The following is a 25,685-nucleotide window of genomic DNA, read 5'->3' as shown; positions in this document are numbered from 1 at the left end:
CGTTACTGCCCGTACATGGCATTAATTTCACTGTGATATTTACTGTAAATCATTTTACGACGCAGCTTTAGTGTTGGGGTGATAAGTCCAGATTCCATCGAGAATGCTTCGTGCAACAAGGTGAATTTTTTGATTTTTTCAAACCCAGCTAGCTCATGTTGCAACTCGATTAATCGCTGCTCAAAATGAGCCACCACTTGTGAGTGACGTAACAACTCAATTGGGTTTTCAACATGTATGCCCTGCGCAGTAGCCCAGGTATTTAACGCTTCAAATGCTGGCACAATAAGCGCTGACACGTAATTGCGTGCATCGGCAACTATGGCCACTTGTTCAATAAACGGGCAACAAGCAACCTTACCTTCAACGCGCTGTGGGGCAATGTATTTACCGTTAGAGGTTTTCATTAACTCTTTGATGCGGTCGGTAATATACAAGTTACCTTGTTCATCAATACGCCCGGCATCACCAGTTCTTAGCCAGCCGTCTTCAAAGGCTTCGGCGGTGTCATCGGGGCGATTGTAATAACCACGCATTACCGTGTCGCCACGGACTAAAATCTCATCGTCTTTGCCCAGCCTGATTTGCATGGCCTCTAACGGCTTACCGTTTGAGCCTGGCACGCGATTATCTAGGGTATTACACGTTACTGTGGCACAGGTTTCGGTCATGCCGTAACCACACAATACCGGTACGCCAATGCTGTGGAAAAAGTTACCCACATTGACATCGAGTGCCGCGCCGCCCACTGGCATAAATTTAAGTCGGCCGCCGAGCACTTGCTGTAATTTGCTGTAAACCAGCTTGTTCGCCAGCGTCCACTGGGCACTTAACCATAAACTCGATTTAACACGGCCTTGGTCTACTTCAAATTGACGCTTACCGACTTTCATCGCCCAGGCGAACAATGCTTGGCGTGCTTTAGACGCTTTACCGACTTTGTCGTGCACGGCACTGTAAATTTTTTCTAAAAATCGTGGCACGACACATAAGGTGTGTGGCTTAACGGCAACCAGAGCTTGTTTAATTTTATTGGTGTCATTTAAATAAACGTTATGTCCGCCACGGCACAATACATACATGCTCCAGCCGCGTTCAAATACATGGCTTAACGGCAAAAAGGCTAAAGACACATCACCGGCGGTAAAAGGTAATTTTTGGTCATGTTGATTGATCATCGAGGCAAAATTGCGGTAATCGATCATCACCCCTTTTGGGTTACCAGTTGTGCCAGAGGTATAAATCAATGTGAGCAAGTCGTCAAGATTGGTATTGGCTAGTCGGCTGGTTAACTCCTGGGTCACACTTGGATTAAATTGTGCGGTTAATAGCGAATCAAAATACAGGTGATGATCGGCGCGTAAGCTAACATTGGCATCAAACACGACAATCTGTTGCACACAGTCGGCTTGAGCGGCAATGTCACACGCCATGTCATATTGCTGCTGATTGCCAGCAAAAATTAATTTTGCTTGAGCGTCATTAACAATAAACACCGCTTGTTCAAGTGTACTGGTTGGATAGACAGGCACCACTACATTACGCGCTTTAAGTGCACCAATATCAGCACAAGTCCACTGTGGGCAGTTTTGTGACAATATCACTACTTTGTCTTGCACTTGTAAGCCAAACTCAATCAGCAGCTGGGCAACAGTGTCAGTTAATGTATTGAATTTATTCCAAGTAACAGTATGCCAAGGAGCTGGCATTTCGAAGCCTTCTAGAGCAATATTATTGCCTAAAGACTGACTTTGCTGTTGCAGAAGTCGTACGACGTGGTATTGATTTAATGACATTTAACAGTGGCCTTTTTAGCTTACAGGTGTTCCGCTTTTTGCATTCTACCTTAAGCCAATTAAAACCATAAGAGCTTTTACTCTATAAGTGCGATTAACATCACGTTCACAAGCAAAACTGATAAACAACAAACGCCGGTTTAAGGCGCGGTGATGCCATGCTTCCAAAGTTGACGTTTACCCCAGCTTAATGCCAACACACCCACTACGGCTAACGGAATATCCAGCAATAGCCACGGGGTAATACTGTCGCCATCTCTTAGTGCGGCAAAACTCATCGACACGATTATAGAGTGTACAAACACCACCAACATTGCCGCGGTTGCTTGGTGGCTATTACGGCTTGCCGACCCAGTGCCGAGCATAATTGCGCAACCCCAAAAGGTGCTTAACCCTAAGTGGACTAAAAACAATAAGCTAAATTGTGGATCAAACAAGAATTGCAATAAACCAATCCCTGTGACAATGAACACCATAGCCGCAATAAAACGATATTGGCTGTAAAAAAAGGCGTCTTTCATCCCGTTTAACCCGCTATAACAAGGCAATAAAAATAAGCTTTCGGTGGCACGCCAACGCTGAATACGGCTCCAATGAATAATCGCACAGCTTATTACCGAGAACTGAGCAATTAAAAACATCGCAGGCAAGTTAAAGTCAAACAGCCACGAAAACAGCATTAACCCGATAGCAATAACAGGCAGGGCTAACATCATCATGGTTAATACTGGGCCAATAAAGAAATTCATTGGATGAAACAAGCGCTCGAATCTGCTAATCCACGCGAGACCTTTAATACTCGGTAACCACATCAAACCCATTTGCACAGCATTGAGATACACCACCCGAGCATCGCTGTTCCAGCGCAGTTGCCGACACAAAACAGTCACACGATAAAACAGCATAGCGACAATGATTAAACTGGCCCACTGCGACACACTAGAGGCGAGCTCGTCTAAAAATGGCACCATAATAAACAGCGCAAAAGATAAGTGAAAATAGTGGCTACGCCACAAGCAGAGCCAAATAAATCCAAGTCCTACCGCAACGGCTAACCACAATTGCGCTATCACGTCATACGCCGAAAAGATCACACAAGCCAACACCTGCAAACTAATAATAGCGATTGCAATAGTCAGTGATTGTTGCAATACATTGGCTTGATAACCCGGAATTAATTGGCTGTTCTCAGTCGCCACTAAACGATTTAACTGCCAGGCAATACTGGCAGCGGCTGAGACTGTCGACATTGCAAAAACCAAACTCACCACGCCAGTTTTTCCACTGATTAGCAACACAATCCCCAATACCAACCCAAGCAGGCTTGTGCCCAAAAAGCTGACACTGCCTAAGTCATATAACCATAAGCGCAACATCCCTTGGTATGGTTTACGCCATGTAGCTTGTGGGCTATGAGTTTGCAGCGCATTCATCGGTGCAGCTCCATAAATAACTGTTCTAAATTTAATGATTTTTCATTTTGTACACCTGCAATAACCTCTGGATTACCCTGGGTATCCACCAGCACGGTTTGTCCGGTTTGGCTTAATATTTTATAGCTTGCAGGTAACTGAGTGTCATCGCCAATACTGAGTAATTTAACCTCTTCACGCAGGGCATCAATTTCTTTAAACAGCACTAACTCGCCTTTTTTAATTAGTGCAACATGGCTGGCGACACGTTCTAAATCGGAGGTGATGTGCGATGAAAATAAAACTGCCGAGCCAGAATCGAGGGCGAGATCAAATAAGTCACCCATAAATTGGCGACGGGCGATAGGGTCAAGGCTAGCGACGGGTTCGTCGAGTAATAACAAGCTTGGTCGATACGCCATCGCCATGATTAATGCTAAAGATTGGCGCTGGCCGACAGACAGTTTTTGCACGGCTTGAGTGACATCTAAATCAAAACGCTTTAACCAATCTTGCTCTAAAGCGATGTCCCAATGGGAATAAAAACTGCGGTGCAATTCTAAGGCTTTATCGATGGTGAAGCCTTCATAACCAAAAGGCTGTTGTGGTACATAACCAATACGCTGTTTTGCGGCAATAGATAGCGCTTCAGGCGATTCACCTAAGGTATTGATGTTGCCGCTGTCGATATCGACAATCCCTAACGCGCAACGCATTAATGTCGATTTACCCGCGCCGTTTTGACCGAGTAATCCTACCACCATGCCAGGGTAAAGTGTCATCGACAAATCGCTCAACACCTTATGTCCGGTTGCAGACTTAGTTGTCTCGGCATAGATTTTATTGACTAGATTAAACTGTAAAACGGGCTTATCTTCGGCTTCCATGTTCGACTTTCCTATCAACATTCAACTAAATAATAACTACTTTTTATCCCAAAACTGCTTTAACAATTGCTGTAACTCGTCGTAATCCACACCTAATTGTTGTGCTTGCTCAACTAATGCGCTTAACTGCGGTGCTAATAAACTGCTACCAGAAGCATTATTCGCAGAGGTTCTGGCGGCCACGCGTGACGGCTGGCCACGACGACGCTCAACCCAGCCCTGGTCGACAAGTTGTTGCATCGCACGCGACACTGTCATTGGGTTTACCGCCAAATGTTCGGCCAATTGGCGCACTGAAGGCAGTACATCTTCAGGGTGCAATTGGCCGCCGACAATTAAGCGCACGATTTGATCGTGCAATTGTCGATAAATGGGTTCGCCACTGCTGGGGTTGACATTTAGTAATTCTAACATTAGCCTTTAGCAACTGTATTAATACATTGATACACTCATACACTAGATGTTAAGGTATCATAATCGTCATGAAATGCAAAAAGGAAACGTTCCGATGATCAACAGGAAGTTTATCAACACAAGCTCAATATCGCGATTACGCGCTTTAGGTTTATGCCAATCGGTAACTCGCGCTAGCCGCTGGGTTGCAGTTGCAGTGGCCATTTTGCTTGCTAACAACAGTGCTGCAGATACCGCAGACACCGCAATGACTGCGCCAGCTAAAACAACCACCTGTTATTTAGATGGCCTAGACGAGCAGTTTCAATGCGGAAAAATCAGCGTACCAGAAAATCCAAAGCAACCTGACGGTAAGCAAATCGACATTCATTTTGCAATTTTACCCGCAATTAAAAACACCCACCCAGATGAAGCGCTATTAGCCATCGCTGGCGGCCCAGGCCAATCGGCTATCGAAAATGCCGCAGGCTTTAACAGCATGTTGACTAAGGTACGCCAGCAACGCGATATTTTACTCATCGACCAACGCGGTACTGGCCAATCAAACATTTTGAGCTGCGATGACGGTGATTTAAATGCGCTCAGCGTTAATGAAGACAACCTCGACATGTTGGCGATAACCGAAAAATGTTTAGCGAAGATTGATGCAGACGTTACCCAATACGGCAGTAACACCGCATTAAAAGACTTTGAAGCGGTTCGCGAATATTTAGGTTACAAAAAGCTGCATGTTTACGGTATTTCTTATGGTACACGCATGGCACAGCTTTATATGCGTCATTACCCTGAAGCACTAGCCACGGTAACATTAGACGGTGTAGTGCCTATGCAGCAGAGCGTCGTCGCCATTGGTAGCTCCATTGAACGGGGTTTAAATGTGCTGTGGCGCGATTGTAAAAGCACTCCTGAATGTCAGCAGCAGTTTCCTGATTTAGTCGACGAATACAATCAAGTCGATCAACAACTTGCAGATGCACCGATTAGCCAAAAAGTGCGCGACCCACAAACCGATGAACCTAGCGACTTTTTGCTCACTCGCAGTAAGTACTCAGGGGCTATCCGCATGGCAATGTATATGCCCAATATCCGTGCGCTTATTCCTCACGCGATACACCAGGCAGCACAAGGCAACTACCAACCCATTTTAGGTATTTACGCTTTAACTGCCGACAGCACAGGCATTGCCATTGGCATGCACGCGTCAATAGTATGTGGCGAAGATATTCACCGCATTACCGAACAAATGCGTAAAGATGCTAAAGAGTCTTATATCAGTGGCAGCATGCTAGATGGACTAGAAAAAACCTGCCAGGTATGGCAAATATCCCCTGAAGATGACAGCTTTAGCGAGCCCGTCGACAGCGACATACCTACCCTATTATTGTCTGGCGAGCTTGACCCTGCGACACCACCAAACTGGGGGGCATTGGCACAAGAAAAGCTTACCAAGTCGAAGCATTTTATTGCACCTTACGCGACGCACGGAGTGGCCTATCAAAGTTGTGGTAATGATTTAGTGGCTCAACTGGTGGAACAAGGATCATTAAAAGACATTGACGGTGAATGTTTACAAAAAGACGTACGCCGCAGCTTTTACCTCAATGCCAACACGGTAGAAATACTACCGGTAGCCGCAACCTCTGAACCAGAATCAACAGAGGGTAAAGCAACAGACACCAAATCGACAGACGCTGCACCGGCAAGCTCTGACACTCAAACCGACACAACAGCGCCAGCAAACACTGCTGCAGATAAGGAATAGTCATGATTACTGTTGCAAACTTAACCAAAAAAATTGGCGATGTGCAGGCGTTAGACGATTTAAGCTTTAGCGCTGAAAATGGTCAAATCACCGGGTTACTTGGGCCTAATGGCGCCGGAAAAACCACCTGCTTACGCACTTTATTTGGTTTGCTCAAACCAGACTCTGGCACCGCCACAGTAGACAATATTGATGTAGCGATTGACCCAATAGGTGCAAAAAAGCAATTAGGCTTATTTCCTGATCCATTTGGATTGTACGAGCGCCTTACACCGCGTGAATACATTAGTTTCTTTGCAGAGCTCAGCGGCATGTCACGCAAGCAAGCCAAAGAAGCCACAGCCAATGTGATTGCGCAATTAAAGCTAGAAGACATTAGCGACCGTCGCTGTAAAGGTTTCTCGCAAGGTCAGCGGATGAAAACCGCACTGGCACAAGCCATAGTGCATCAGCCAAGTAACATCATTTTAGATGAGCCCACCCGCGGACTTGATGTGATGAGTACCCGCTTACTGCGCGACATTTTATTGCAACTTAAAGCGAAAGGTCACTGTGTATTGTTTTCAAGTCATGTCATGCAAGAAGTCGCCGCATTATGTGACCGGGTCATTGTGATGGCAAACGGCAAAGTAGTCGCCATTGGTAGCCCTGACGAACTGTGTCAACAAACCGGCAAAGACTCACTAGAAGATGCATTTATCGAACTTATCGGTACTGACGAAGGGATTGCAGCATAATGAAAATGATACTCGCAATGGTGCGCAAAGAACTTATTGATGCCGCACGAGACAAACGCTCTGTCATGGCAGGTTTATATTATGCCATGGGTACGCCACTGATCATGTGTGGCCTATTTATGGTGTTAATTGGTCAACTGTCTAGCCCAGAAGATCTTAGCATCAAGATTAATAATGCCAATAACGCCCCAGATTTAGTGCGCTACTTAAGCAATAACGGCATTAATCATGGTGACGATGACGAAGCGAAAAAAATCATCTTAACCATCAGTGACGATTACGCCGCTAACATGGCCAAGGCCAAACCGGCAGAAGTGTTATTGGTTGCTGATAACTCAGATGAAAAGCTGCAAAAGTCTATTCGCCGTCTTGAGCGTCAATTACAAACGTACAGTTCGGAAATGGGCAGTATTCGCTTAATTGCCCGCGGGATTAATCCGCGCATTACTCAGCCAATCAAAATCAATGTTGAAGACAAGGCCACGGCAGATTCTAAAGGCGGGATGATCTTAGGCATCGCTATTTTCACCATGATGTATTCAGTGTTTATTTCTGGCATGAACCTCGCCATCGACACCAGTGCCGGCGAACGTGAGCGTAACTCACTGGCATTACTGCTCAGTCACCCAATGAGCACCCGCGAATTAGTCATCGGTAAAATTATTGCAGTAACCTGCTTTGCACTGCTAGGACTCATTTTAATCTTGCTGGTATCAAAAGTGGCCTACCCCTTTGTGCCTTGGCAAGAAATTGGCTTTACCGTCAACATTAGCCAGGACTTTATGGGGCTTATGTTCCTGGTCGGAATCCCTGTCGCACTCATGGCTGCTACCTTGCAATTGTATGTGTCGTTTATGGCCAAAACCTTTAAAGAAGCGCAGTCATACTTAACCATGGTGTTATTTGTACCGCTGGCACTGTCAATGGCAGCCAGTTACAACATTGCCCCAGACGTACTGCAATGGTTACCGGTATCGGGTCAGCAACAAGCGTTAATGGACTTTATTAAAGGCCGCGAAATCCCAATGATGCAGTTAATCGTGTCATCGGTGGCCACCTTAATCATTGCTGTAGCACTGGCCGCAGGATTAGAGAAGTCACTAAAAAGTGAAAAAGTGGTCTTTGGTTTATAAGTTTTTTTACCAAGAGTGACTAATAACGAATAACTGATAAAAATATGTAAACGTCATCCAGCCTTCGCGGCAATCCGTTAAGGCTGGATAATATACAAGGTTGAATAATTAAGGAGTGATTATGAACGATGATATGGCGATTATCGCACTGGTATTTATCGTAATTGTTGGTACTACGGCATCCGAAATGTTTAAGCACTATTTAAAGCACAAACAAAAAGCCGAAGCCGATGGTCTCGCAGACATGAAAGCACAAAACCAGGCATTGATTGAGCGCATACAAGTGCTGGAAAGATTGGTAACCGACAGCGACTTTGATTTAAAGCAGCAGTTTAAAAAATTGTAAGCTTGGTACTCCATCGTTCGCAGCTGCCCTTATAAACTTATCCAGCAACAATACCGATAAACATGCCCAAAAATAAAAAATGCCGTCATAGTTGACGGCATTTTAGTAATACTGATTTGTATTGCTACGGAGCGGTATTTCTGCAGAACAGGATTTAGCGTGACTGCTATGTCATGTCACACTTACTTCGCTTTCGGTCTAAATGGCTTAATGACCGCTTCGTCACACACCAAAAATGGACCGTCCATTAAGTCGATGCAATACGGAATAGCGGGAAATACCGCGTCTAAACATTCACGGATAGACTTAGGTTTGCCGGGTAAATTTACTATTAGCGAATCGGCACGTAGCCCTGCTGTTTGACGTGATAAAATAGCTGTAGGGACAAACTTTAATGACTCCGCGCGCATCAGCTCACCAAAGCCTGGCATCATGCGATCGCACACGGCTTCAGTTGCTTCAGGGGTGACATCGCGTTTTGCCGGGCCGGTGCCACCTGTGGTGACAATTAAGCAGCAATCTTGGTTATCAGCAAGATCAATCAAGGTGGCTTCAATGACATCTTGTTCATCTGGGATCACCTTGTATACAGGCTCCCACTCTGAAGTTAAATACTCACTCAATACATCAATAATGGCTTTACCAGATAAGTCTTCATATATACCCGCACTAGCACGGTCACTGACGGTCACGATGCCGATTTTAGCTTTACTCATGGTGATATTTCCCTAATATGGGGTCATTAACCTCGATTCGCATGGAGGTTAAATCAAGAATTTAGTTATAGGCAGCTAATCTACCAAAAAACATCTACATCACAAAATTACAGACCCATAAATGCAAACCGTCTCAAAAAATGACATCAGCCAGGCGGTTCCTTATACTAATCGCAGCTATTCAAACATTGGATTTTATTATGCAAAAACAACAACGCGGTTTTACCCTGATTGAATTAGTGGTAGTGATTATTATTTTAGGGATTTTAGCGGTAGTCGCTGCGCCGAAATTTATAAACTTAAAAAGTGATGCGGTCATTGCCAATTTAAATGGCTTACAAGGTGCATTAAAGTCGGCTAATACCCTAGTGTATTCAAAGGCAGTATTGGCTGGCCAGGAAAAACTCGACCCAGGGTCGGTGACATTGAATGGGAATGCTGTGACGACTAGAGTCGGATATTTAACGCCTCTTGGGGCTAATGTTACATTGGCTCTTGATGGTTCATTTGAAGTGATGGTTGGTGCAAATGATGCGATTACTGCTGATTGGGGAATATTTAACGTACCTGGCGGAGCATCTATGTACATAGTGCCTAAGGGGTTTGCCACGTTTGACAACTGTAATCTGCTTTACAATGTTGACTCATCTCAGCCAGCACCTGCCTTTTACAGCCTAACGACTAGCGGTTGTTAATTTCCAAGCTCACACTGAACTCAATAAATCCACAAGATTGATACTGTTCGCCACTAGTTTACTCGCGCTTTATCGATATTGGATTTATCGTTGCACTTACGCTTAACGCTGAACTACCGTTTAAGACTTATAGGTGCTTAAAACTGATAAACGTTTAAAAGCATTAACGCTTAACACTAACCGTTAAAATACCTTCAGCCGCCATAGTCGCGACTTGCTGCAACTCATCAACGCTTGCCCCTTCCGACGCCTGCATCGACAAACCTTGAAACAATGCGGTCATCAGGCTAGCCAATACCACAGGTTCACAACGCTCTTGTAATTCGCCTTTTTGCTTAGCTTGCTCAAATCGATCGGCCAACTGTTGCTTATGCTTTAATTTACGCGCTAACACGGTTTGTTTAATCGACTCGCTCGCTTCACTACACGACAATGTGCTGTTAATTAACGCGCAACCTTGTGGGTGGCTGCAATCGGTAAACTGGGCAGCAGCACCGAGCAATAATCCGCGGATGACATCGGCAATGTGATCGTGCTGAAAGGCAATATTAAACAGTGAGTCTGGTCGATTTTCATATAAGTCGATAGCTTTAAAGAACAACTGCTCTTTATTGCCAAATGCCGCATATAGACTTGGCTTTTTAATGCCCATCGCCTCGGTGAGTTCGTTTAAAGAAGTCCCTTCATAACCGTTACGCCAAAACACATTAAGCGCTTGCTCCAAAGCGATGTCGATATCAAACCCACGTGGGCGACCAACACAAGCGGCTTTAGTTATTGTCATAAGTTGTACCTCATATTTTAACGAACCCTTTATTATCATAGTGTTAAATAAAAACACTAATCTAAGACGGGCATATTTATGCGCATTATTAAACCACAAATTGTGCTAATTGTGTGCCGACTTATCACAAAATGAGTGATTAATTACCCATTGATGTGCGCCACAACAAACACTTTGTCGTATGTGCTTATTTCATCTTCACACTAAATGAACATTTGGTCAAAATAATTTCATACTCATCGGTACAAAATACGTTGACAGGGTTATTTTAATCTATATATTACCGTTCGGTACAGAACAATTTCATACCGACCGGTATAAAACTGTAGCAACAGACAAAAAGTAACGCAACCAGTAGCCCGTTAAACAACGTAAAAGCTATTGATTAGAGGAAAGTAACATGACTATATTTAAATCAATTCAATCCACGTTGTTAGTTAGCCTAACGGCATTACTACTTGTGGCTTGTGGGCAAGCTCCAGCGCAACAACAAGCAGGTGCACCTGCAGCCCCTGAAGTGAGTGTTGCTAACGTCATTCATGAACGTATTACCGAGTGGGACCAGTTTACTGGGCGCTTACAAGCACCAGAAAAAGTCACATTGGTACCGCGCGTGTCGGGTTATATCGAATCAGTAAACTTTAAAGAAGGGGCATTGGTTAACAAAGGCGATGTGTTGTTTACCATTGACTCAAACGTGTTTACCGCTGAAGTCGAACGTCTTCAAGCTGAGCTAACCAGTGCGCAATCGGCTAACCAATTGGCAAAAAATGACTTTGACCGTGCAAACAAATTGTTTAGTCAACAAGCGGTTTCTGAAGAGTTAATTGATACTCGTCGCAGCAACATGCACCAAACAGCTGCGGCTGTAGCCTCGGTGAAAGCGGCGTTAACCAGTGCCAAGCTAAACCTTGAATACACCCAAGTCACCGCGCCAATTACTGGCCGCGTATCTTATGCCAATGAAACCGCGGGCAACTATGTCACTGCGGGACAAACTCAGCTGACTAGCCTAGTTTCAATCGAAAACATGTATGCGTACTTTGATATCGACGAGCAAACTTACCTTAAATATGCATCGCTTTCAGTTGAAAACAAACGCCAGGATCCACGCTCAGGTAACAACACGGTATTAATGGCATTGGCCAATGAAACCGAATTTACTTATCAAGGTGTGATCGATTTTGTCGACAACTCAGTCAATCAACAAACCGGTACTATCCGTGTACGAGCTACGTTTGCTAACCCAGACAACATGTTAATGCCTGGCTTATTTGCCCGTATTAGCATTGCAGGTAGTGCGTCATATCAAGGTATTTTAATCGACGACAAGGCCATCTTTACTGACCTAAGCAACAAGTACGTGTTAGTGGTTAACGATGAAAACACCCTTGAATACCGTAGCATTACTTTAGGTGAAAAAATCCACGGCTTACGTATCGTAACCAAGGGTTTGCAACCAGATGAGAAAATTGTCGTTAATAGCTTACAAAAAGTGCGTCCTAGCGTCACTATCACTCCAAAATTAACCGAAATGGCCGAAAGCAGCCAAATAGAAGCACTGCACCAGGCGCAGTTACTATTTGATAATCAGCCGCTCACAGCACAAGTTGCTGATGAAGCAAGTCAAGGCTAAGGAATACTTTCATGTTGTCGCAATTCTTTATTAAAAGACCGATTTTTGCCGCTGTTTTATCGCTATTATTTTTTATCTCTGGTGCGATAGCGGTTTGGCAGTTACCGATCACCGAATACCCAGAAGTGGTACCGCCAACGGTGGTGGTAACCGCTAACTACCCTGGCGCAAACCCAAAAGTAATCGCCGAAACCGTAGCATCACCACTAGAGCAAGAAATTAACGGCGTTGAGAACATGCTTTACATGTCCTCTCAAGCGACCTCTGATGGCCGCATGACCTTAACGATCACGTTTGCGATTGGTACTGATGTTGATTTAGCGCAAACCCAGGTACAAAGCCGTGTTGAACGCGCTAAACCGCGTTTGCCACAAGAAGTACAGCGTTTAGGTATTGTGACCGAAAAATCATCACCAGACTTAACCATGGTGGTGCATTTAACCTCACCCGATAACCGTTATGACATGTTGTACTTGTCTAACTATGCGGTGTTAAAAGTTAAAGACGAACTCGCACGGATTGAAGGTGTAGGTGCTGTACGCGTATTTGGCGCGGGCGACTACAGTATGCGTGTGTGGTTAGACCCTAATAAAATGGCTGCAATTGGTTTGTCGCCAAATGACGTGGTTGCCGCTATTCGTGAGCAAAACCAACAAGCTGCCGCAGGTAGCCTAGGTGCTCAACCTAGTGGCGAAAGTGATTTTCAGCTACTGATCAACCTAAAGGGCCGTTTAAACAACGTAGAAGAATTTGAAGACATTATTGTAAAAGTAGGCGACCAGGCTCAAATCACTCGCTTAAAAGATGTTGCTCGTGTTGAATTAGGCGCATCAACTTATGCACTGCGTTCAATGCTAGACAATAAAGATGCTGCGGCATTACCGGTATTCCAGGCGTCTGGCTCAAACGCGATTCAGATTTCTGATGACGTTCGCGCCAAAATGAAAGAGTTGTCGGCCACCTTCCCAGAAGGCTTAACTTACGACATCGTTTATGACCCTACGGTATTTGTACGCGGTTCGATTGAAGCGGTTGTTAAAACCCTGCTAGAAGCCATTTTACTCGTGGTGTTAGTCGTGGTGCTGTTTTTACAAACCTGGCGCGCTTCTATTATTCCATTAGTGGCGGTACCGGTTTCGCTTGTCGGCACGTTTGCCTTTATGCACTTAATGGGCTTCTCGCTTAATGCATTATCATTGTTCGGCTTAGTGCTGGCGATTGGTATTGTGGTCGACGACGCCATTGTTGTAGTGGAAAACGTTGAGCGTAATATCCAAGAAGGTTTAGCACCTTTAGCGGCCACGCAAAAAGCCATGAAGGAAGTGACCGGCCCGATTATCGCCACCACATTAGTATTGGCAGCGGTATTTATTCCAACGGCATTTATGTCAGGGTTAACCGGTCAGTTCTATAAACAGTTTGCCTTAACCATTACTATTTCGACCTTTATTTCGGCGATTAACTCGTTAACCTTAAGCCCTGCATTAGCTGCATTGCTGCTTAAGAGTCATCACGATAAGAAAGATTTTTTAACCCGTGGCATGGACAAAATGCTCGGCGGTTGGTTATTTGCACCGTTTAACCGCTTCTTTGCAAAATTGTCAGACGGTTACGGCTGGATAGTGAAAAAAGTGATTCGTTTTGGTGTGGTTGTTGGCGTGTTGTATATCGGTCTAGTCGCCGTAACAGGTTTACAATTTGCCAGCACGCCAACCGGTTACGTGCCCGGCCAAGACAAGCAATACTTGATTGCCTTTGCACAGCTGCCCGATGCCGCATCACTTGATCGCACCGAAGCTATCGTGAAAGAAATGTCGCGTATTGCACTCGATCAACCGGGTGTGGCTCATGCAGTAGCCTTCCCAGGCTTAAGCATTAACGGCTTTACCAACAGTACCAATAGCGCGATTTTATTTACACCGCTCGATGACTTTGCCGACCGTAAAGATCCATCGTTATCAGCTGGCGCCATTGCCGCAGCGTTAAACCAAAAGTTTGCCGCGATTGACGGTGCATTTATTGCCATTTTCCCACCACCACCAGTTCAAGGTTTAGGGACAATTGGCGGCTTTAGATTACAAATTCAAGATCGTGGAGATTACGGTTACGAAGAATTGTATAAAGTCACCATGCAAGTAATGCAAAAAGCGTGGGCAACACCTGAGTTAGCCGGTGTGTTCTCAAGTTATCAAGTCAGCGTGCCGCAACTTGAAGTTGAAGTAGACCGTACCAAAGCCAAGCAGCAAGCCGTATCGTTAGACGAACTGTTTGCCACGCTACAAGGTTACATGGGCTCGGTTTATGCTAACGACTTCAACCAATTTGGCCGTACATACCAGGTAAATGTTCAAGCTGACGAACAGTTTAGACAAACACCAGAGCAGATTTCTCAGCTCAAGGTACGTAATAATCAGGGTGAAATGGTACCGATTGGCTCGTTTATTAACGTTGCCAATGTCGCAGGTCCAGATCGCGTTATGCACTATAACGGTTTTACTACCGCAGAGCTTAACGGCGGTGCTGCACCTGGGTTTAGTAGTGGTGAAGCACAAGCTGCGATTGAAAAAATCTTAGCTGAAACACTGCCTAATGGCATGACTTACGAGTGGACTGAAATCACCTACCAACAGATATTGGCAGGTAATGCGGGCGTGTATATTTTCCCATTAATCATTTTATTAGTGTTTATGGTATTAGCCGCGCAATATGAAAGCCTAAGTTTACCGTTGGCGATTATCTTGATTATTCCGATGACGATTCTGTCGGCAATCAGTGGCGTATTAATTTACGGTGGCGATAACAACATCTTTACCCAAATCGGACTGATTGTTCTGGTGGGGCTGGCGACCAAAAACGCTATCTTGATTGTTGAATTTGCTAAAGAGCTGCAAGACAAAGGATTATCACCATTCGATGCCATTCTTGAAGCGGGCCGCTTACGTTTACGCCCAATTTTAATGACGTCTATCGCCTTCATTATGGGTGTAGTGCCGATGGTGTTCTCGAGTGGCCCAGGTGCCGAAATGCGTCAAGCAATTGGTGTGGCAGTGTTTGCCGGTATGATTGGTGTGACCATATTTGGTCTGTTACTGACGCCACTCTTTTATTATGCGCTGGCTAAACGAGTTAAGCCTTTAGAAGCTAAATAGCTAGCGACTTCATTAGTGTAAAAACAAAAAAGAGGTAAACCTTACGGTTTACCTCTTTTTTATTATCTATCTCAAACGCAGATCAAACTCAGGTTTACGGGTTAATCCTGATATCGCGCGTAATCAGCTAAACTGGCTATCGACATATTTTGCTGTTCTATCGGCTTGTTTAGGCGCTTAGCAAACCAATAACGAGGTTTCCAATAGACATTATTTAAGCTAGAAATCTTAACGCCTTTTTTAGTTGAGGCGTGTAAAAACTTATCCTGGCCCATGTAAATCCCCACATGGCGTGCGGTTCTACCTGTTTTGAAAAATACTAGATCGCCAATAACAAGCTGACTTCTTGGGACTTCTTTACCTAAAATACGTTGCGCATTCACCGAACGCGGTAATTTACTGCCAACAATGTCTAGGTAAGCCAAATACACAAAACCCGAACAATCAATACCGTTACGGCTCAGGCCACCTAAACGATAGGGTGTGCCTTTCCATTGATCATGAAAACTCAGTAAGTTTGACTCACTCCACTTAGGCGGCTCAAGCTTAAGCATAGGTGGAACCACCACAGGTTTAGGGGCTCGTACCACTGGCGGGTTTGATGCACACGCAGACAACAACACCACTAAACAAGCAAATAATATTCTTTTAGCCAACTCGACTCACTCCAGACCCGAAAAAATCACCGAAATATAAAGACCTTTAGATAAATACACAATCAAAATACGTCACAAGCCACTGAATAAAGGTTAATTTAACGGGTAATCAGCTGCATACATTGCACAATGGCGCGCTTTGCTGCTGTTTTATCCGCTTTAATTTGACAGCGTAGCATAGTCCCTTGCCAATTTGACCAAAAAATGTTCGATAATACGTTCGCTGTCATATCGGTTTTAATAAAACCTTGCTGCTGACCTTGTTCAATAAGGGCATTAAACAGACTCAACCACTGGTCAAACAGTTGATTAAGCGTTTTATGCAATAAGGTCATTTGCGGATTGACTTCAACCAATAAATTACCCATTAAACAGCCACGGGGCTGACTGTCACTAAACAAAAATTCGATCAGTTGATGGTAGCCGCCTAATACAGCTGTCACATTGGTTTTAAAGCTAGCGTTAGGGTCCATGGCAATCGGCGCAATACGTTGCCCAAAATAGTATTGTGCGACTTCTGCGGCAAACGCTTCTTTACTGGCAAAATAGTGATAAAACGAGCCTTTCGGAATGCCCACTTCATCAAGAATAAGTTTAATCCCAACTGCGCTGTATCCATGTAAAGCAAACAGCTTTTCACCGACAGCACAAATTGACTGCTTACTGGTAGTATTTTTGTTCATAGGATCTCCAATTTTGGCGCTACGATAAACAAAAATAGACCAGTCGTCTACGCATTTCCAGTTTATCGATAACATTGGACACAATTACAGATAAAATGATGAAAAAGAACAGATAAGGTATTGGCGTAAAGTCTTGGTACAAGCGCTGAGTAGTAAAACAGCGATGCTCAGGTCTGCGTGAAAAAGTTAGCGGGTATTTTGCTTAATAGATTCGTCTAGCAACTGTTGAATGTCTGAGCGTTGTTGGCGACGTTCATCATCGATATGTTGATTCACCCGCTGCTCACACTGTTTTTGCTGGTCATACTGGCTTATGGGATCGGTCGCCTTGTCTGTTTGCGCCTGGCATAACATGCTACTGCAACCGCTTAACTGTGCACTCGCTGCCACAACCAAAATAGAGCAATATCTCGGTGATACTACCAAATAATCGCGGCTTATTTTGTCATCATGCATATCATGCTTGCCCCAGTAAAAAGTTACTCCATTAAAAAGTGACCCTATTAAAAATTGCCTCATAAAAAAACCAGCCCGAAGGCTGGTTAATAATATGCTATATCAATCACGATTACCCAGTAATGCGTAACTCATCGACAACCTCTTTAACGTCATCGGTATTTTTGGCAATGGTTAGGGCTAAATCACGTTCGGCATCACTCGACACCGTACCTTCTAAGGTGACTACGCCATTCTCAACGTCTACATCAATCTCGGTACCCGATATGTCGGTTGAAAATAATAAACGCGTTTTCACCACGGTTGCCACTTTCGAGTCAGTTAAGGTGTCGGCTAAAGTATCACTGTCATGATCTTTGTCGCTGTGGTGCTGCTTCATCACCGTTAATTCGTTATTAACTTCGTTAACGCCATCGACACTTTTTACTAATTCTGCAGCCAGCGCTTTATCAACACTGCTGTTTACTTTACCCGTTAAGGTCACATTACCGTCTATTACGTCGGTATTAATATCAAAAGAGTTTAAGTTGGTGTTTAACAGTAACGTGGTTTCAGCTTTACCATCAATCCATGCATCTTTTGCATCATCCTGCCAATCTTGAGCTGCGTTTGCAGTAAATGCCATTGAACCAAGAACGATGCTTGTTAATACTGATAATGTAGTCTTTTTCATAAAGATATTCTCCATTGTTAGTGTTAATGCTGTTTTACATATTAGGTAATGCGCGAACTGTGCCAAGTTTTATAACTGTCTGTTTTAAAATAACTTGTTATTTTATTTCACTGTAAATCCGTTAATAGCAGTGAGTGAATATCGGACTTTTTTACCGACATGATGTAAAATTTTCAGGGTGATGGAGTCGACTCGTTAAACTGCAAGTTTTTCATGCTGTCGCAGCTTATTTGCAGCGATGCGATGCCCTCAGCCAATTGCCGGGTGACTTGTTGGCTATTGGCACGCTTAGCGGCAAGTTTCAGTCGATTTAACACATACTGTTCTGCGGTAACCAGTACCTTAATGGCTTTTGCCAAACGCTTTTGTTCTATGGCTCTCTCTGCTTCGGCATAAAAAGGGCTCAGTGACGGCCTTAACGTATTAATACTCTCAATCGTTTGCGGATATCTCGGCTCAACCTGCTTAAACAATGCCGTTAGTCGGCTTAAGATACTTTTTCTGATCTCTGCCATATGGCTAAAAATACGTTTGATATTGTAGTCGTCGGCCCCCTTTGTGGCCTGGGTATAAAACTGTTGCCCTGCTTGGCATAAATCAATGGCTTCATTGAGTAACCATAAGTCGCTTCCGTCGTGCATAACCTCATTTGATCGTGTTCTATTCAACGTCATATCTCCTTATCATTAGTTAATGATTATCATTAACATGCATGATGACTTGCTAATAAATGTAAAATTAAGTCATTATGTTTACTTGCATAATCCGTGCACATTGACAAAGTTTAATTAACCTACTGATTTTAAATTGTTATGCTAATAAACAAGCCTCGGAGAAAACGCCGAACAGGAAAAAATTACCGTCTGTAATTGTCAAATCTACATCTTCGACATACATTGGTTATTAACAGACAGGGAGTGATATCGGCATGGGTCGTCCAGTACTTTTTTACCATTTGCGCCAGCCGCAAACACAAACTCAGCTCTTACAAATTCCGAGTTGCCAACATTTCAATAAAATAGCCAGTAGCATCGAGCGACCTTGGTTAGCTCAACTTGAAGACAATGCCGTAGATGTGGCCATTATCGAACTCGCCAATTTAAGCCAACAAGACTATCTCGATATCGCCAATAGCGAATTAATGGCTGATATCGAATTTATCTTTTTAAGCGAAGGCAAACCGAACCCCAACCTAGACAAATTAATGGCGACTGGGGCGGGTTATCATTTTCGTCAGCCTTACGATATGACGTTGATTGACGATACCTTAGAAGATTTTGCCCAAGACTTAGTGACCAAATCAGCTAAAAAACACCAACCTTTTTCAAGCGAACTTGATCAATATGGCTTACTAGTGGGTTCATCACGAGCCATGCACAAGCTGTACAGAACGACGCGTAAGGTTGCGGTAACAGACAGTAATGTATTGATTATTGGTGAAAGTGGAGCCGGCAAAGAGTTGGTTGCTAATACGATTCACTTAGCCAGCAACCGAGTTAACGAGCCATTTATTGCCATTAACTGTGGCGCATTAAGCCCAGAACTAGTCGACAGTGAATTATTTGGCCATGTGAAAGGCGCGTTTACAGGCGCACATAGAGATCATTCCGGCGTATTTGAGCAAGCTGAGGGTGGCACGTTATTTTTAGACGAAGTCACCGAAATGCCACTCGAGCATCAGGTTAAACTGTTGCGGGTACTCGAAAATAACGAATATCGCCAAGTCGGCAGCCCTAATGTAAAAAAAGCCAATGTGCGTATTGTGGCAGCAACCAACCGCGATCCCGCTAAAGCCATTGAAAACGGACATTTTCGTGAAGATTTGTATTTCCGCTTAGCGCATTTCCCTATCAACGTGCCGCCGCTACGTGACCGTGGCAACGACATTAGCGGACTCGCCCAGCACTTTTTAGCCTACCGCAATGCTGCAGAAAAACTCAGCAAAGTCTTTACCGACGATGCTTTAGCTCTTATTCAACAACAAAAATGGCCTGGTAATGTGCGAGAGTTAAAGCATGCAATCGAACGCGCTTATATTCTTGCCGACGACATTATTGATGTCAGCCATATCAATATTAACCCGTTAGAACCGTCTACCGAGTCAGCGGAAGACGATGTACAAATCCCCACAGGTATGCGTTTAGATGAACTTGAAAAAGTGGCAATTTATCAAGCACTCGATCAAACCGCCGGCAATAAAAATGACACAGCTAAACAACTCGGCATTAGTGTCAAAACCTTGTACAACAAACTGAGTAAATACGAAGACCAAACCAGCTCAGAAGATTAAGAAACTCATCATCCCGGCAGTGGTTCTGAGTTGGAATCCACCAACCTAATCATCCCGGCAATAATTTTAAGCCGGGACACACCAATATTATCATCCCGGCAATAATTTTAAGCTGGGACACACCAATATTGTCATCCCGGCAGTGCTTTTGAGCCGGGATCCAGGTGTTAGCTTTGTACTTTTGTACTTTTGTACTTTTGTACTTTTGTACATATGGCCTACGGCCACTAACGTCGTGGCGCTTCGCCCACAGCAAAGAATGCATCTGAAATGTTTACTGTTATGGCTTGATCATGGCATTCACTCACTGACACGCAGCAAGTACATCCATGTAGCTCGGCCGACCCGTCCATGGGTCGGACGGTCAGCTCGCAAATATCCACGATTAACTCATCAATTTTTACTTAATCTGCAGATTTTAAAGAATAAAATTGAATGAGAGTATTTTAAATAATACTAACTTATTTATTATCTAAAGCTACCCTCTGTGTCGGATAGTTTTCGCCTCAAAGTATTAAATCTTAAAACCAAGTATTTTTTTTATAGAATAAAAGAAATTTACTCTATCCGTACTTTTTTTCTTTTCAGTATGAATTTCAATTATGTATTTTATCTTCACGAATTCACTTAAAAATTCCTTTCTGGCTTCGCTCAGATGCTGCTTATTAGTTTCCATACTTAGTCTCTGTTAGCTTTTTATAGAAGTGCTTTTCTATCGCGAATAGGTTTTTTTTGAATGCATCCTTTGAAATTGCTTTATCTGATATACGCACAAAATGTCTGCAGCTATTCTTAACTGAATCTTCGTAAATAATTGTTGTTTTCATTAGGTGTTCTTGATTACTTTTATATAAACCAATTGCACCAACTATGTTTGGATCCGCAATAGCTTGCTCATTTCTGGAATCTGGCCAGCCTCTAGCAAAAGTAACACCGTCCTCATGGATAGTTACATCGAACATATATTCTATGGAGCCTGTTTCTGAATCTGCCCAACAAGGTGGGTGATCGAGGCCGTTTCCAAGTTTTACAATTTGTTGACGCAAGTTATTGTTTTGACCTTTTGCATCTCTTAGTTGGATCAGAAGCATATTTAATGCCTTATCCAGCTGCGACTCATTTGGTAGGGCTGTTGATATGAGTTCTTTGAACCTTGCAACTTCTTCTATTTTGGCTATTGCTTGTTCTATGTCTTCATTTTTAAATATTTCAGCCATTTTATCTTCAAGTAGTTTTAAATCAGATTTTTTTTGCTGAAGTTCAAGTTCTAATTGGCTTACTCTTTCAACACGCTCTTTTAATTTAACGATTTCAGAAAAATACTCCTCAAAGTTATCCTCACCAACTTGTTCTTTAATTTTGTCTATTAACTCACTGTCAGCATGTGTGCTGTGAATAATCAATTGTTGATTATTGTTGAGTGTCACCAGTTCTGTTAATTTACTTTCCTGTTCGTTTAATTTCCATACTGACACTAAAAGTAAAATAAAAAAGAAAATAAATGCTAATTCAGTCAATGATGTATCTAATATTGAGCTTTTGCTCCGTCCAGTCACTTCAGATTTCACGCAGCAGCGCCCCGCAATTTCTGAATTTCCTGTGCTAGGTTGCTATACACAGTTGAGATATCTTTGGCAACCTGATTTGTATATTCTTCTGTTGCGGCAGCACTTTCGTCAAATCTTTTGTAGGTTTCCAGCGTTTGCTTGCTTGAAACTGCCAATAGCTCTTCAAATTTAGACAATTGTTCACTGAAACTTTCCAACTGCGGTATATTTGTAGCTAAAGATTTAAACTTCTCTGATAACTCATTCAAACCAGAGATATATGTTTGAATTATTTTAGGGGAGTCAGCCAGTTGCGTATGGATAATCGATGATTCATCGAACAAGGTCTTCATCGAAGATGTTAGGGCTGGAACTGATATATCCATAGCTGTTGATAAATCTGCAAATTGCGTACTTAACTTTTCCACTTTTGAGGATATGTTATCCTCCACTTCTAGCTTAAAGTCTTTGATATCTCCTATACTTGACAATACAGCATTTCCAATTTCTGTAAGAGTCTGGCGATAACTGTTTGCCTGTTCATTGACTACTACATTTAACTGAGCTTCAAAGCCATTGATATGTTTGTTGATAGTATCAGTACTACCGGCAATATGATAAGCGAGCTGTTCATTATTGGTCTGTAACTGCTTAGCTCCTATAGTGAAACTATGACTAAAACCTGCCAGATTATCAGTTAGGTCTTTAATTGATTCTAGCACTGGCTTTGTAATTACATCTTTGGACACTTCAATGGAGTTAACTTTATCAATGAGATTATTAACTGCATTAGTAAATTTAATCTGGCATTCATCAAAACTTGCTTCGAATTTTTGTAGAACATTACTATTTACTGTTTCGTATTCTTGTAGGGTGCCTATTATTACTTGTTGAGTTTCAGCGCTTACTTTAATGACACTCGAAGTTACAGTATTAATCAGAACATCGATTTGCCCTTTAAATACTTCTAATGATTGCTCTATATCGCGTTCAATCTGCACTTGGCGCTGTTTGGTTTCGATATCAAATGATGTAATGAGCAAACGTGCAATTAATCCAATAACTGTTGTCACTAGCGCAACACCAAATGATGAAACGATCTGACTAAAATTAACTTTTCCAGCTTCTGGGCCTTCGGAAAGTAATAATAATGAAGCTATAAGTGATATCAGGGTAAAAATAAAACCTAAATAGTAACAACTGTCACCTGCAATTACTGGTGGCACGTCTGACGAGCCTTGCCATACTATTGTGCAATATATAAGAATGATAGTAACAGGCACCCAAAACCCTAAAAATGTTGAGTTAATTTGTGATCCAATAAACGTGAAAAAGGCTCCTACTAGCACAGCGATTATGAATAAATTTTTTAATGACATTCGTTCAACAATACCCGTTTGCCATCCTGATATTTTTTCTTTGCTTTCCATCTTTACGCCTTAATTCACGTTGCTAATTTTTGTAACTACACTATTGCTTTTCTCGAAATATTTTTCCCAAAATAAAATATGGGTACGACCTTGTCTGGAGTGATCCTTAGGTCTTGTCAAATAAAGTATCTCAATCCTAGCACCGTTTAAATTGGCCAACACAGAAGCTAGATAAGGGCTTTTCTCTACTATGTTAAACTTTAATTTAGGTGCTCTGTATTGAGATAAACCGTCAGTGTGATGCAATAAATCAGATACTATAATTAGTTGCTTAACAGGTGCTTTTGATGTGGAAAAAGAGTAGACGCCAACAGATTTAATCGCTTCCATTATTGGCGACTGTTTGGCCAGCTCTGAATCCAGTAACTCAGTCACTGCAAATTCAAGTTTTTCTTTAAATTTATGCTCCCAGTTTTCTTTTAACTGTCTTTTATTCGAAGTCCACTCACTTTTATCAGCTCCGTCACCAGGGTTACACGTTACCAAGATTGGAGTGTTCTTTTCTGCAGATTCGGTGATGGTGTACACCGATACCCTTTCATCTACTTCAGCACTCTCAAGTATCTGTTCAAGTTTATTTTTGATTGTCTGATATTGGGTTGGATTGACAGAATCAGTTGTATCGACTAAAAGTACAGTCTCTTTCGTGACTACTCCATCAATACGACAGTTATCGTCTTTATTGCGGTTAACTTGTTTCTGGCTTTGGTCCATGTAAAAGTAAATGCCTAGGCTTACTACCATCGCTGAAAATATTATCAGAGCGACCCCTAAAAAATCATCTTTACGTTTCTGTGCTGCTTTGCGTCGACTCATACTTTGCAAATCTCATCAATTAACTTAATTTTTTCGGATTGAGAGGTCAAAAGTTTATTTTTGATTTCAGGAAACTCTGCCGCAGCCTTATTAAGACAGTCTTCAAACTTTTGTCTGTGATCTGTAGGTTCACTGACTTGTGTTAATTCATCAAATGAAATAACAATATTTTCAGAAAAATAAGTAGGTGCAGGACTCTCGCGTTCCTTTTTGTTTGTCTGCCTATACAGAGTAATCAAGTACTGGTATGCATTATTTAAGTTTGATAAATAGTTTCTGTATAAACTAAAGTCGTTTTTAATTGATGAGAATAAAATCCCTAACATTTGTTTGTCTTGCTGCATTTTTTTATAATGTTTATCAGCTTGTTTAACATGTTCCTCATAGACATCATGAATCGAATCGCATAGTTCAACTTTTCCTTCTATAAGTTCATTTTTTGCTTCTTGGACGCGTCGTGAAATACGACCAAACCCGGGATAAATATCATCCCAATAATAGCCTTTATAAACAGAGGTACAAAATACGATAACTCCTAATGCCACCAGTAGCCACGAGTTGAATTCGTGAAGTGCAAAAGGGCCTTCTAAAAAGTTTGCTAAGGCAACTTTAGCGCCATTATCAGGATCAATACTCATAGCATCACGATAATGTCCAACACCTAAGTTCCCTGCTAATGCTGAAACTCCAAACACAATACTAGAAACCAGAGCTAAAATTCTATTCACCGACGAAACATAATTTTTCCAAGGAAGAATGAAATATCCCACCATAAAGCCAAAGCAAACATTCACTAATGAAATTAAGAAAGCTTGAATGGCGCCACCTAATAAACCTAGATCGTCGCCTTGTGCAAAAAAAGAAGCGTTTAAAGCTGTTTCCAAAACCAACATTAGAAATAATAATCCAAATGATTTTAAACTGCTCGAAGGATAATCAGCTTCACGGCGCAGAACATGCATTCGTTTAAATCCCTGCAGATCATCCAAGGCGACAGTGTATTGTTCTTTTAACTGTTTTAACTCCGCCTCGTTTTCTTGATATTCACGATTAATCGTATTGGCGAAGGTCTCAGGAATGGCTGTTAGATCAGCAAGATCTCGTTCGATTGAAATCTCGTTGATTTGCATTTCTTTAGAATTAGCATCTTGTTGAATACGAGCCTTGGCTTGAATAGCTCGCTTTTCAATTTCTTGTTTAAACTGTAGCTCTTGAGCGTCAATACTGGTTGATTCACTAGGAGGCATATCTTGTCGCGCCATACGTTTGGCTACGTTATCCACATCTAACTGAATTGCTAGTTCCTCTGCTGTATCCGCAGGAAACTCTACTGGCTTGTAAACTGATACAATAGTTTTTTTATTAATCCCTTTGAACATCACTATTCTCTATATTATTCAACTATTAGGTTCTTTTCGTTATATAGTCATGACCATACCTTCCATTTATACCAATAGCTGGACAAGGTTTAATCAACAGCCTCTAAATCAATCTTTCTGATGTTTAACAGGTACATATTTCTATCTTTATACTCCTTTTCTAGTAGTTCGACAATAAATCGCTATATTGTTGTTATTTAGATGGTTATGTACACGATATTTAGTGGCTACAGAGAAAGTTTTATTACAAATTATGTCAAGATATTTTTCGTACACAAACGAACGTTC

23 protein-coding genes are annotated in these 25,685 nt (G+C 42.5%); 8 read left to right on the top strand and 15 right to left on the bottom strand.

The window, feature by feature from the left end:
* Positions 1-2: 2 nt before the first annotated feature.
* The 4 genes from AC19MV_RS12410 to AC19MV_RS12395 all read right to left on the bottom strand — a co-directional run bounded on the left by AC19MV_RS12410 (position 3) and on the right by AC19MV_RS12395 (position 4,509).
* Complete coding sequence (locus AC19MV_RS12410) at positions 3-1,796, bottom strand: AMP-dependent synthetase/ligase (RefSeq protein ID WP_498307912.1); 1,794 nt, start codon at positions 1,794-1,796, stop codon at positions 3-5.
* A gap of 140 nt (positions 1,797-1,936) precedes the next feature.
* Positions 1,937-3,229 (bottom strand): ABC transporter permease, encoded by a 1,293-nt coding sequence (locus tag AC19MV_RS12405; protein WP_498307910.1) that lies wholly within the window; start codon positions 3,227-3,229, stop codon positions 1,937-1,939.
* Positions 3,226-4,095 (bottom strand): ABC transporter ATP-binding protein, encoded by an 870-nt coding sequence (locus AC19MV_RS12400; RefSeq protein WP_498307908.1) that lies wholly within the window; start codon positions 4,093-4,095, stop codon positions 3,226-3,228. Before AC19MV_RS12400 ends, AC19MV_RS12405 begins: the two co-directional genes overlap by 4 nt.
* 36 nt (positions 4,096-4,131) lie before the next feature.
* Positions 4,132-4,509 carry a GntR family transcriptional regulator gene (locus AC19MV_RS12395; RefSeq protein ID WP_498298521.1) on the bottom strand — a complete coding sequence of 126 codons (378 nt, stop codon included), beginning with the start codon at positions 4,507-4,509 and terminating at the stop codon, positions 4,132-4,134.
* Between the two features lie 94 nt (positions 4,510-4,603).
* Here AC19MV_RS12395 and AC19MV_RS12390 point away from each other — a divergent pair, with 94 nt between their 5' ends.
* The 4 genes from AC19MV_RS12390 to AC19MV_RS12375 all read left to right on the top strand — a co-directional run bounded on the left by AC19MV_RS12390 (position 4,604) and on the right by AC19MV_RS12375 (position 8,487).
* Positions 4,604-6,271: an alpha/beta hydrolase gene (locus AC19MV_RS12390; protein ID WP_498307906.1), complete on the top strand. Its 1,668-nt coding sequence runs from the start codon at positions 4,604-4,606 to the stop codon at positions 6,269-6,271.
* A gap of 2 nt (positions 6,272-6,273) precedes the next feature.
* Positions 6,274-7,008, top strand: coding sequence for an ABC transporter ATP-binding protein (locus tag AC19MV_RS12385; protein WP_498307904.1), 735 nt, complete (start codon positions 6,274-6,276; stop codon positions 7,006-7,008).
* A complete protein-coding gene (locus tag AC19MV_RS12380) occupies positions 7,008-8,141 on the top strand; it encodes an ABC transporter permease (protein ID WP_432402206.1) in 1,134 nt (377 codons plus the stop codon). Before AC19MV_RS12385 ends, AC19MV_RS12380 begins: the two co-directional genes overlap by 1 nt.
* Positions 8,142-8,262: 121 nt before the next feature.
* On the top strand, positions 8,263-8,487 hold the full coding sequence (locus AC19MV_RS12375) for a hypothetical protein (protein ID WP_498307902.1): 225 nt from the start codon (positions 8,263-8,265) through the stop codon (positions 8,485-8,487).
* A gap of 182 nt (positions 8,488-8,669) precedes the next feature.
* Here AC19MV_RS12375 and mog read toward each other — a convergent pair whose 3' ends face one another.
* Positions 8,670-9,203, bottom strand: coding sequence for a molybdopterin adenylyltransferase (mog, locus tag AC19MV_RS12370; RefSeq protein WP_432402200.1), 534 nt, complete (start codon positions 9,201-9,203; stop codon positions 8,670-8,672).
* Positions 9,204-9,403: 200 nt separating this feature from the next.
* Here mog and AC19MV_RS12365 point away from each other — a divergent pair, with 200 nt between their 5' ends.
* Complete coding sequence (locus tag AC19MV_RS12365) at positions 9,404-9,898, top strand: prepilin-type N-terminal cleavage/methylation domain-containing protein (RefSeq protein WP_498307900.1); 495 nt, start codon at positions 9,404-9,406, stop codon at positions 9,896-9,898.
* 163 nt (positions 9,899-10,061) lie between these two features.
* Here the strand turns inward: AC19MV_RS12365 and AC19MV_RS12360 are convergent, their stop codons facing one another.
* Positions 10,062-10,682 (bottom strand): TetR/AcrR family transcriptional regulator, encoded by a 621-nt coding sequence (locus AC19MV_RS12360; protein ID WP_498307899.1) that lies wholly within the window; start codon positions 10,680-10,682, stop codon positions 10,062-10,064.
* 400 nt (positions 10,683-11,082) lie between these two features.
* Between AC19MV_RS12360 and AC19MV_RS12355 the strand changes: the two genes are divergently transcribed.
* Positions 11,083-12,318, top strand: coding sequence for an efflux RND transporter periplasmic adaptor subunit (locus tag AC19MV_RS12355; RefSeq protein ID WP_432402194.1), 1,236 nt, complete (start codon positions 11,083-11,085; stop codon positions 12,316-12,318).
* 11 nt (positions 12,319-12,329) lie between these two features.
* Positions 12,330-15,467 (top strand): efflux RND transporter permease subunit, encoded by a 3,138-nt coding sequence (locus tag AC19MV_RS12350; protein ID WP_498307898.1) that lies wholly within the window; start codon positions 12,330-12,332, stop codon positions 15,465-15,467.
* Between the two features lie 101 nt (positions 15,468-15,568).
* Here the strand turns inward: AC19MV_RS12350 and AC19MV_RS12345 are convergent, their stop codons facing one another.
* From AC19MV_RS12345 to AC19MV_RS12325, 5 genes are all read right to left on the bottom strand, one after another.
* A complete protein-coding gene (locus AC19MV_RS12345) occupies positions 15,569-16,123 on the bottom strand; it encodes an NlpC/P60 family protein (RefSeq protein ID WP_498307897.1) in 555 nt (184 codons plus the stop codon).
* Positions 16,124-16,221: 98 nt separating this feature from the next.
* Entirely contained in the window at positions 16,222-16,806 is a 585-nt protein-coding gene (locus tag AC19MV_RS12340; protein WP_432402188.1) for a TetR/AcrR family transcriptional regulator, read from the bottom strand.
* Between the two features lie 186 nt (positions 16,807-16,992).
* A complete protein-coding gene (locus tag AC19MV_RS12335) occupies positions 16,993-17,262 on the bottom strand; it encodes a hypothetical protein (RefSeq protein WP_498307896.1) in 270 nt (89 codons plus the stop codon).
* Positions 17,263-17,374: 112 nt separating this feature from the next.
* Positions 17,375-17,935 carry a BON domain-containing protein gene (locus AC19MV_RS12330; RefSeq protein ID WP_498298541.1) on the bottom strand — a complete coding sequence of 187 codons (561 nt, stop codon included), beginning with the start codon at positions 17,933-17,935 and terminating at the stop codon, positions 17,375-17,377.
* Between the two features lie 173 nt (positions 17,936-18,108).
* Entirely contained in the window at positions 18,109-18,603 is a 495-nt protein-coding gene (locus AC19MV_RS12325; RefSeq protein ID WP_432402184.1) for a hypothetical protein, read from the bottom strand.
* Positions 18,604-18,863: 260 nt separating this feature from the next.
* Here AC19MV_RS12325 and AC19MV_RS12320 point away from each other — a divergent pair, with 260 nt between their 5' ends.
* Positions 18,864-20,225, top strand: a complete 1,362-nt coding sequence (locus AC19MV_RS12320; protein WP_498307894.1) for a sigma-54 interaction domain-containing protein — start codon at positions 18,864-18,866, stop codon at positions 20,223-20,225.
* Positions 20,226-20,890: 665 nt separating this feature from the next.
* Here AC19MV_RS12320 and AC19MV_RS12315 read toward each other — a convergent pair.
* The 4 genes from AC19MV_RS12315 to AC19MV_RS12300 are packed head-to-tail and all read right to left on the bottom strand — an operon-like array spanning position 20,891 to position 25,397.
* Complete coding sequence (locus tag AC19MV_RS12315; RefSeq protein WP_498307892.1) at positions 20,891-21,793, bottom strand: hypothetical protein; 903 nt, start codon at positions 21,791-21,793, stop codon at positions 20,891-20,893.
* Positions 21,790-23,202, bottom strand: a complete 1,413-nt coding sequence (locus tag AC19MV_RS12310) for a hypothetical protein (protein WP_498307890.1) — start codon at positions 23,200-23,202, stop codon at positions 21,790-21,792. The genes AC19MV_RS12315 and AC19MV_RS12310 overlap by 4 nt, the downstream gene beginning before the upstream one ends.
* Positions 23,203-23,211: 9 nt before the next feature.
* Positions 23,212-24,018 carry a hypothetical protein gene (locus tag AC19MV_RS12305; protein WP_498307888.1) on the bottom strand — a complete coding sequence of 269 codons (807 nt, stop codon included), beginning with the start codon at positions 24,016-24,018 and terminating at the stop codon, positions 23,212-23,214.
* Entirely contained in the window at positions 24,015-25,397 is a 1,383-nt protein-coding gene (locus AC19MV_RS12300) for a hypothetical protein (RefSeq protein ID WP_498307887.1), read from the bottom strand. The genes AC19MV_RS12305 and AC19MV_RS12300 overlap by 4 nt, the downstream gene beginning before the upstream one ends.
* Positions 25,398-25,685 lie beyond the last annotated feature (288 nt).

Source organism: Shewanella sp. MF05913 (assembly GCF_059758095.1).
Note: the sequence above shows the minus strand (reverse complement) of the source record. Positions and strands in the feature narration are given on the sequence as shown.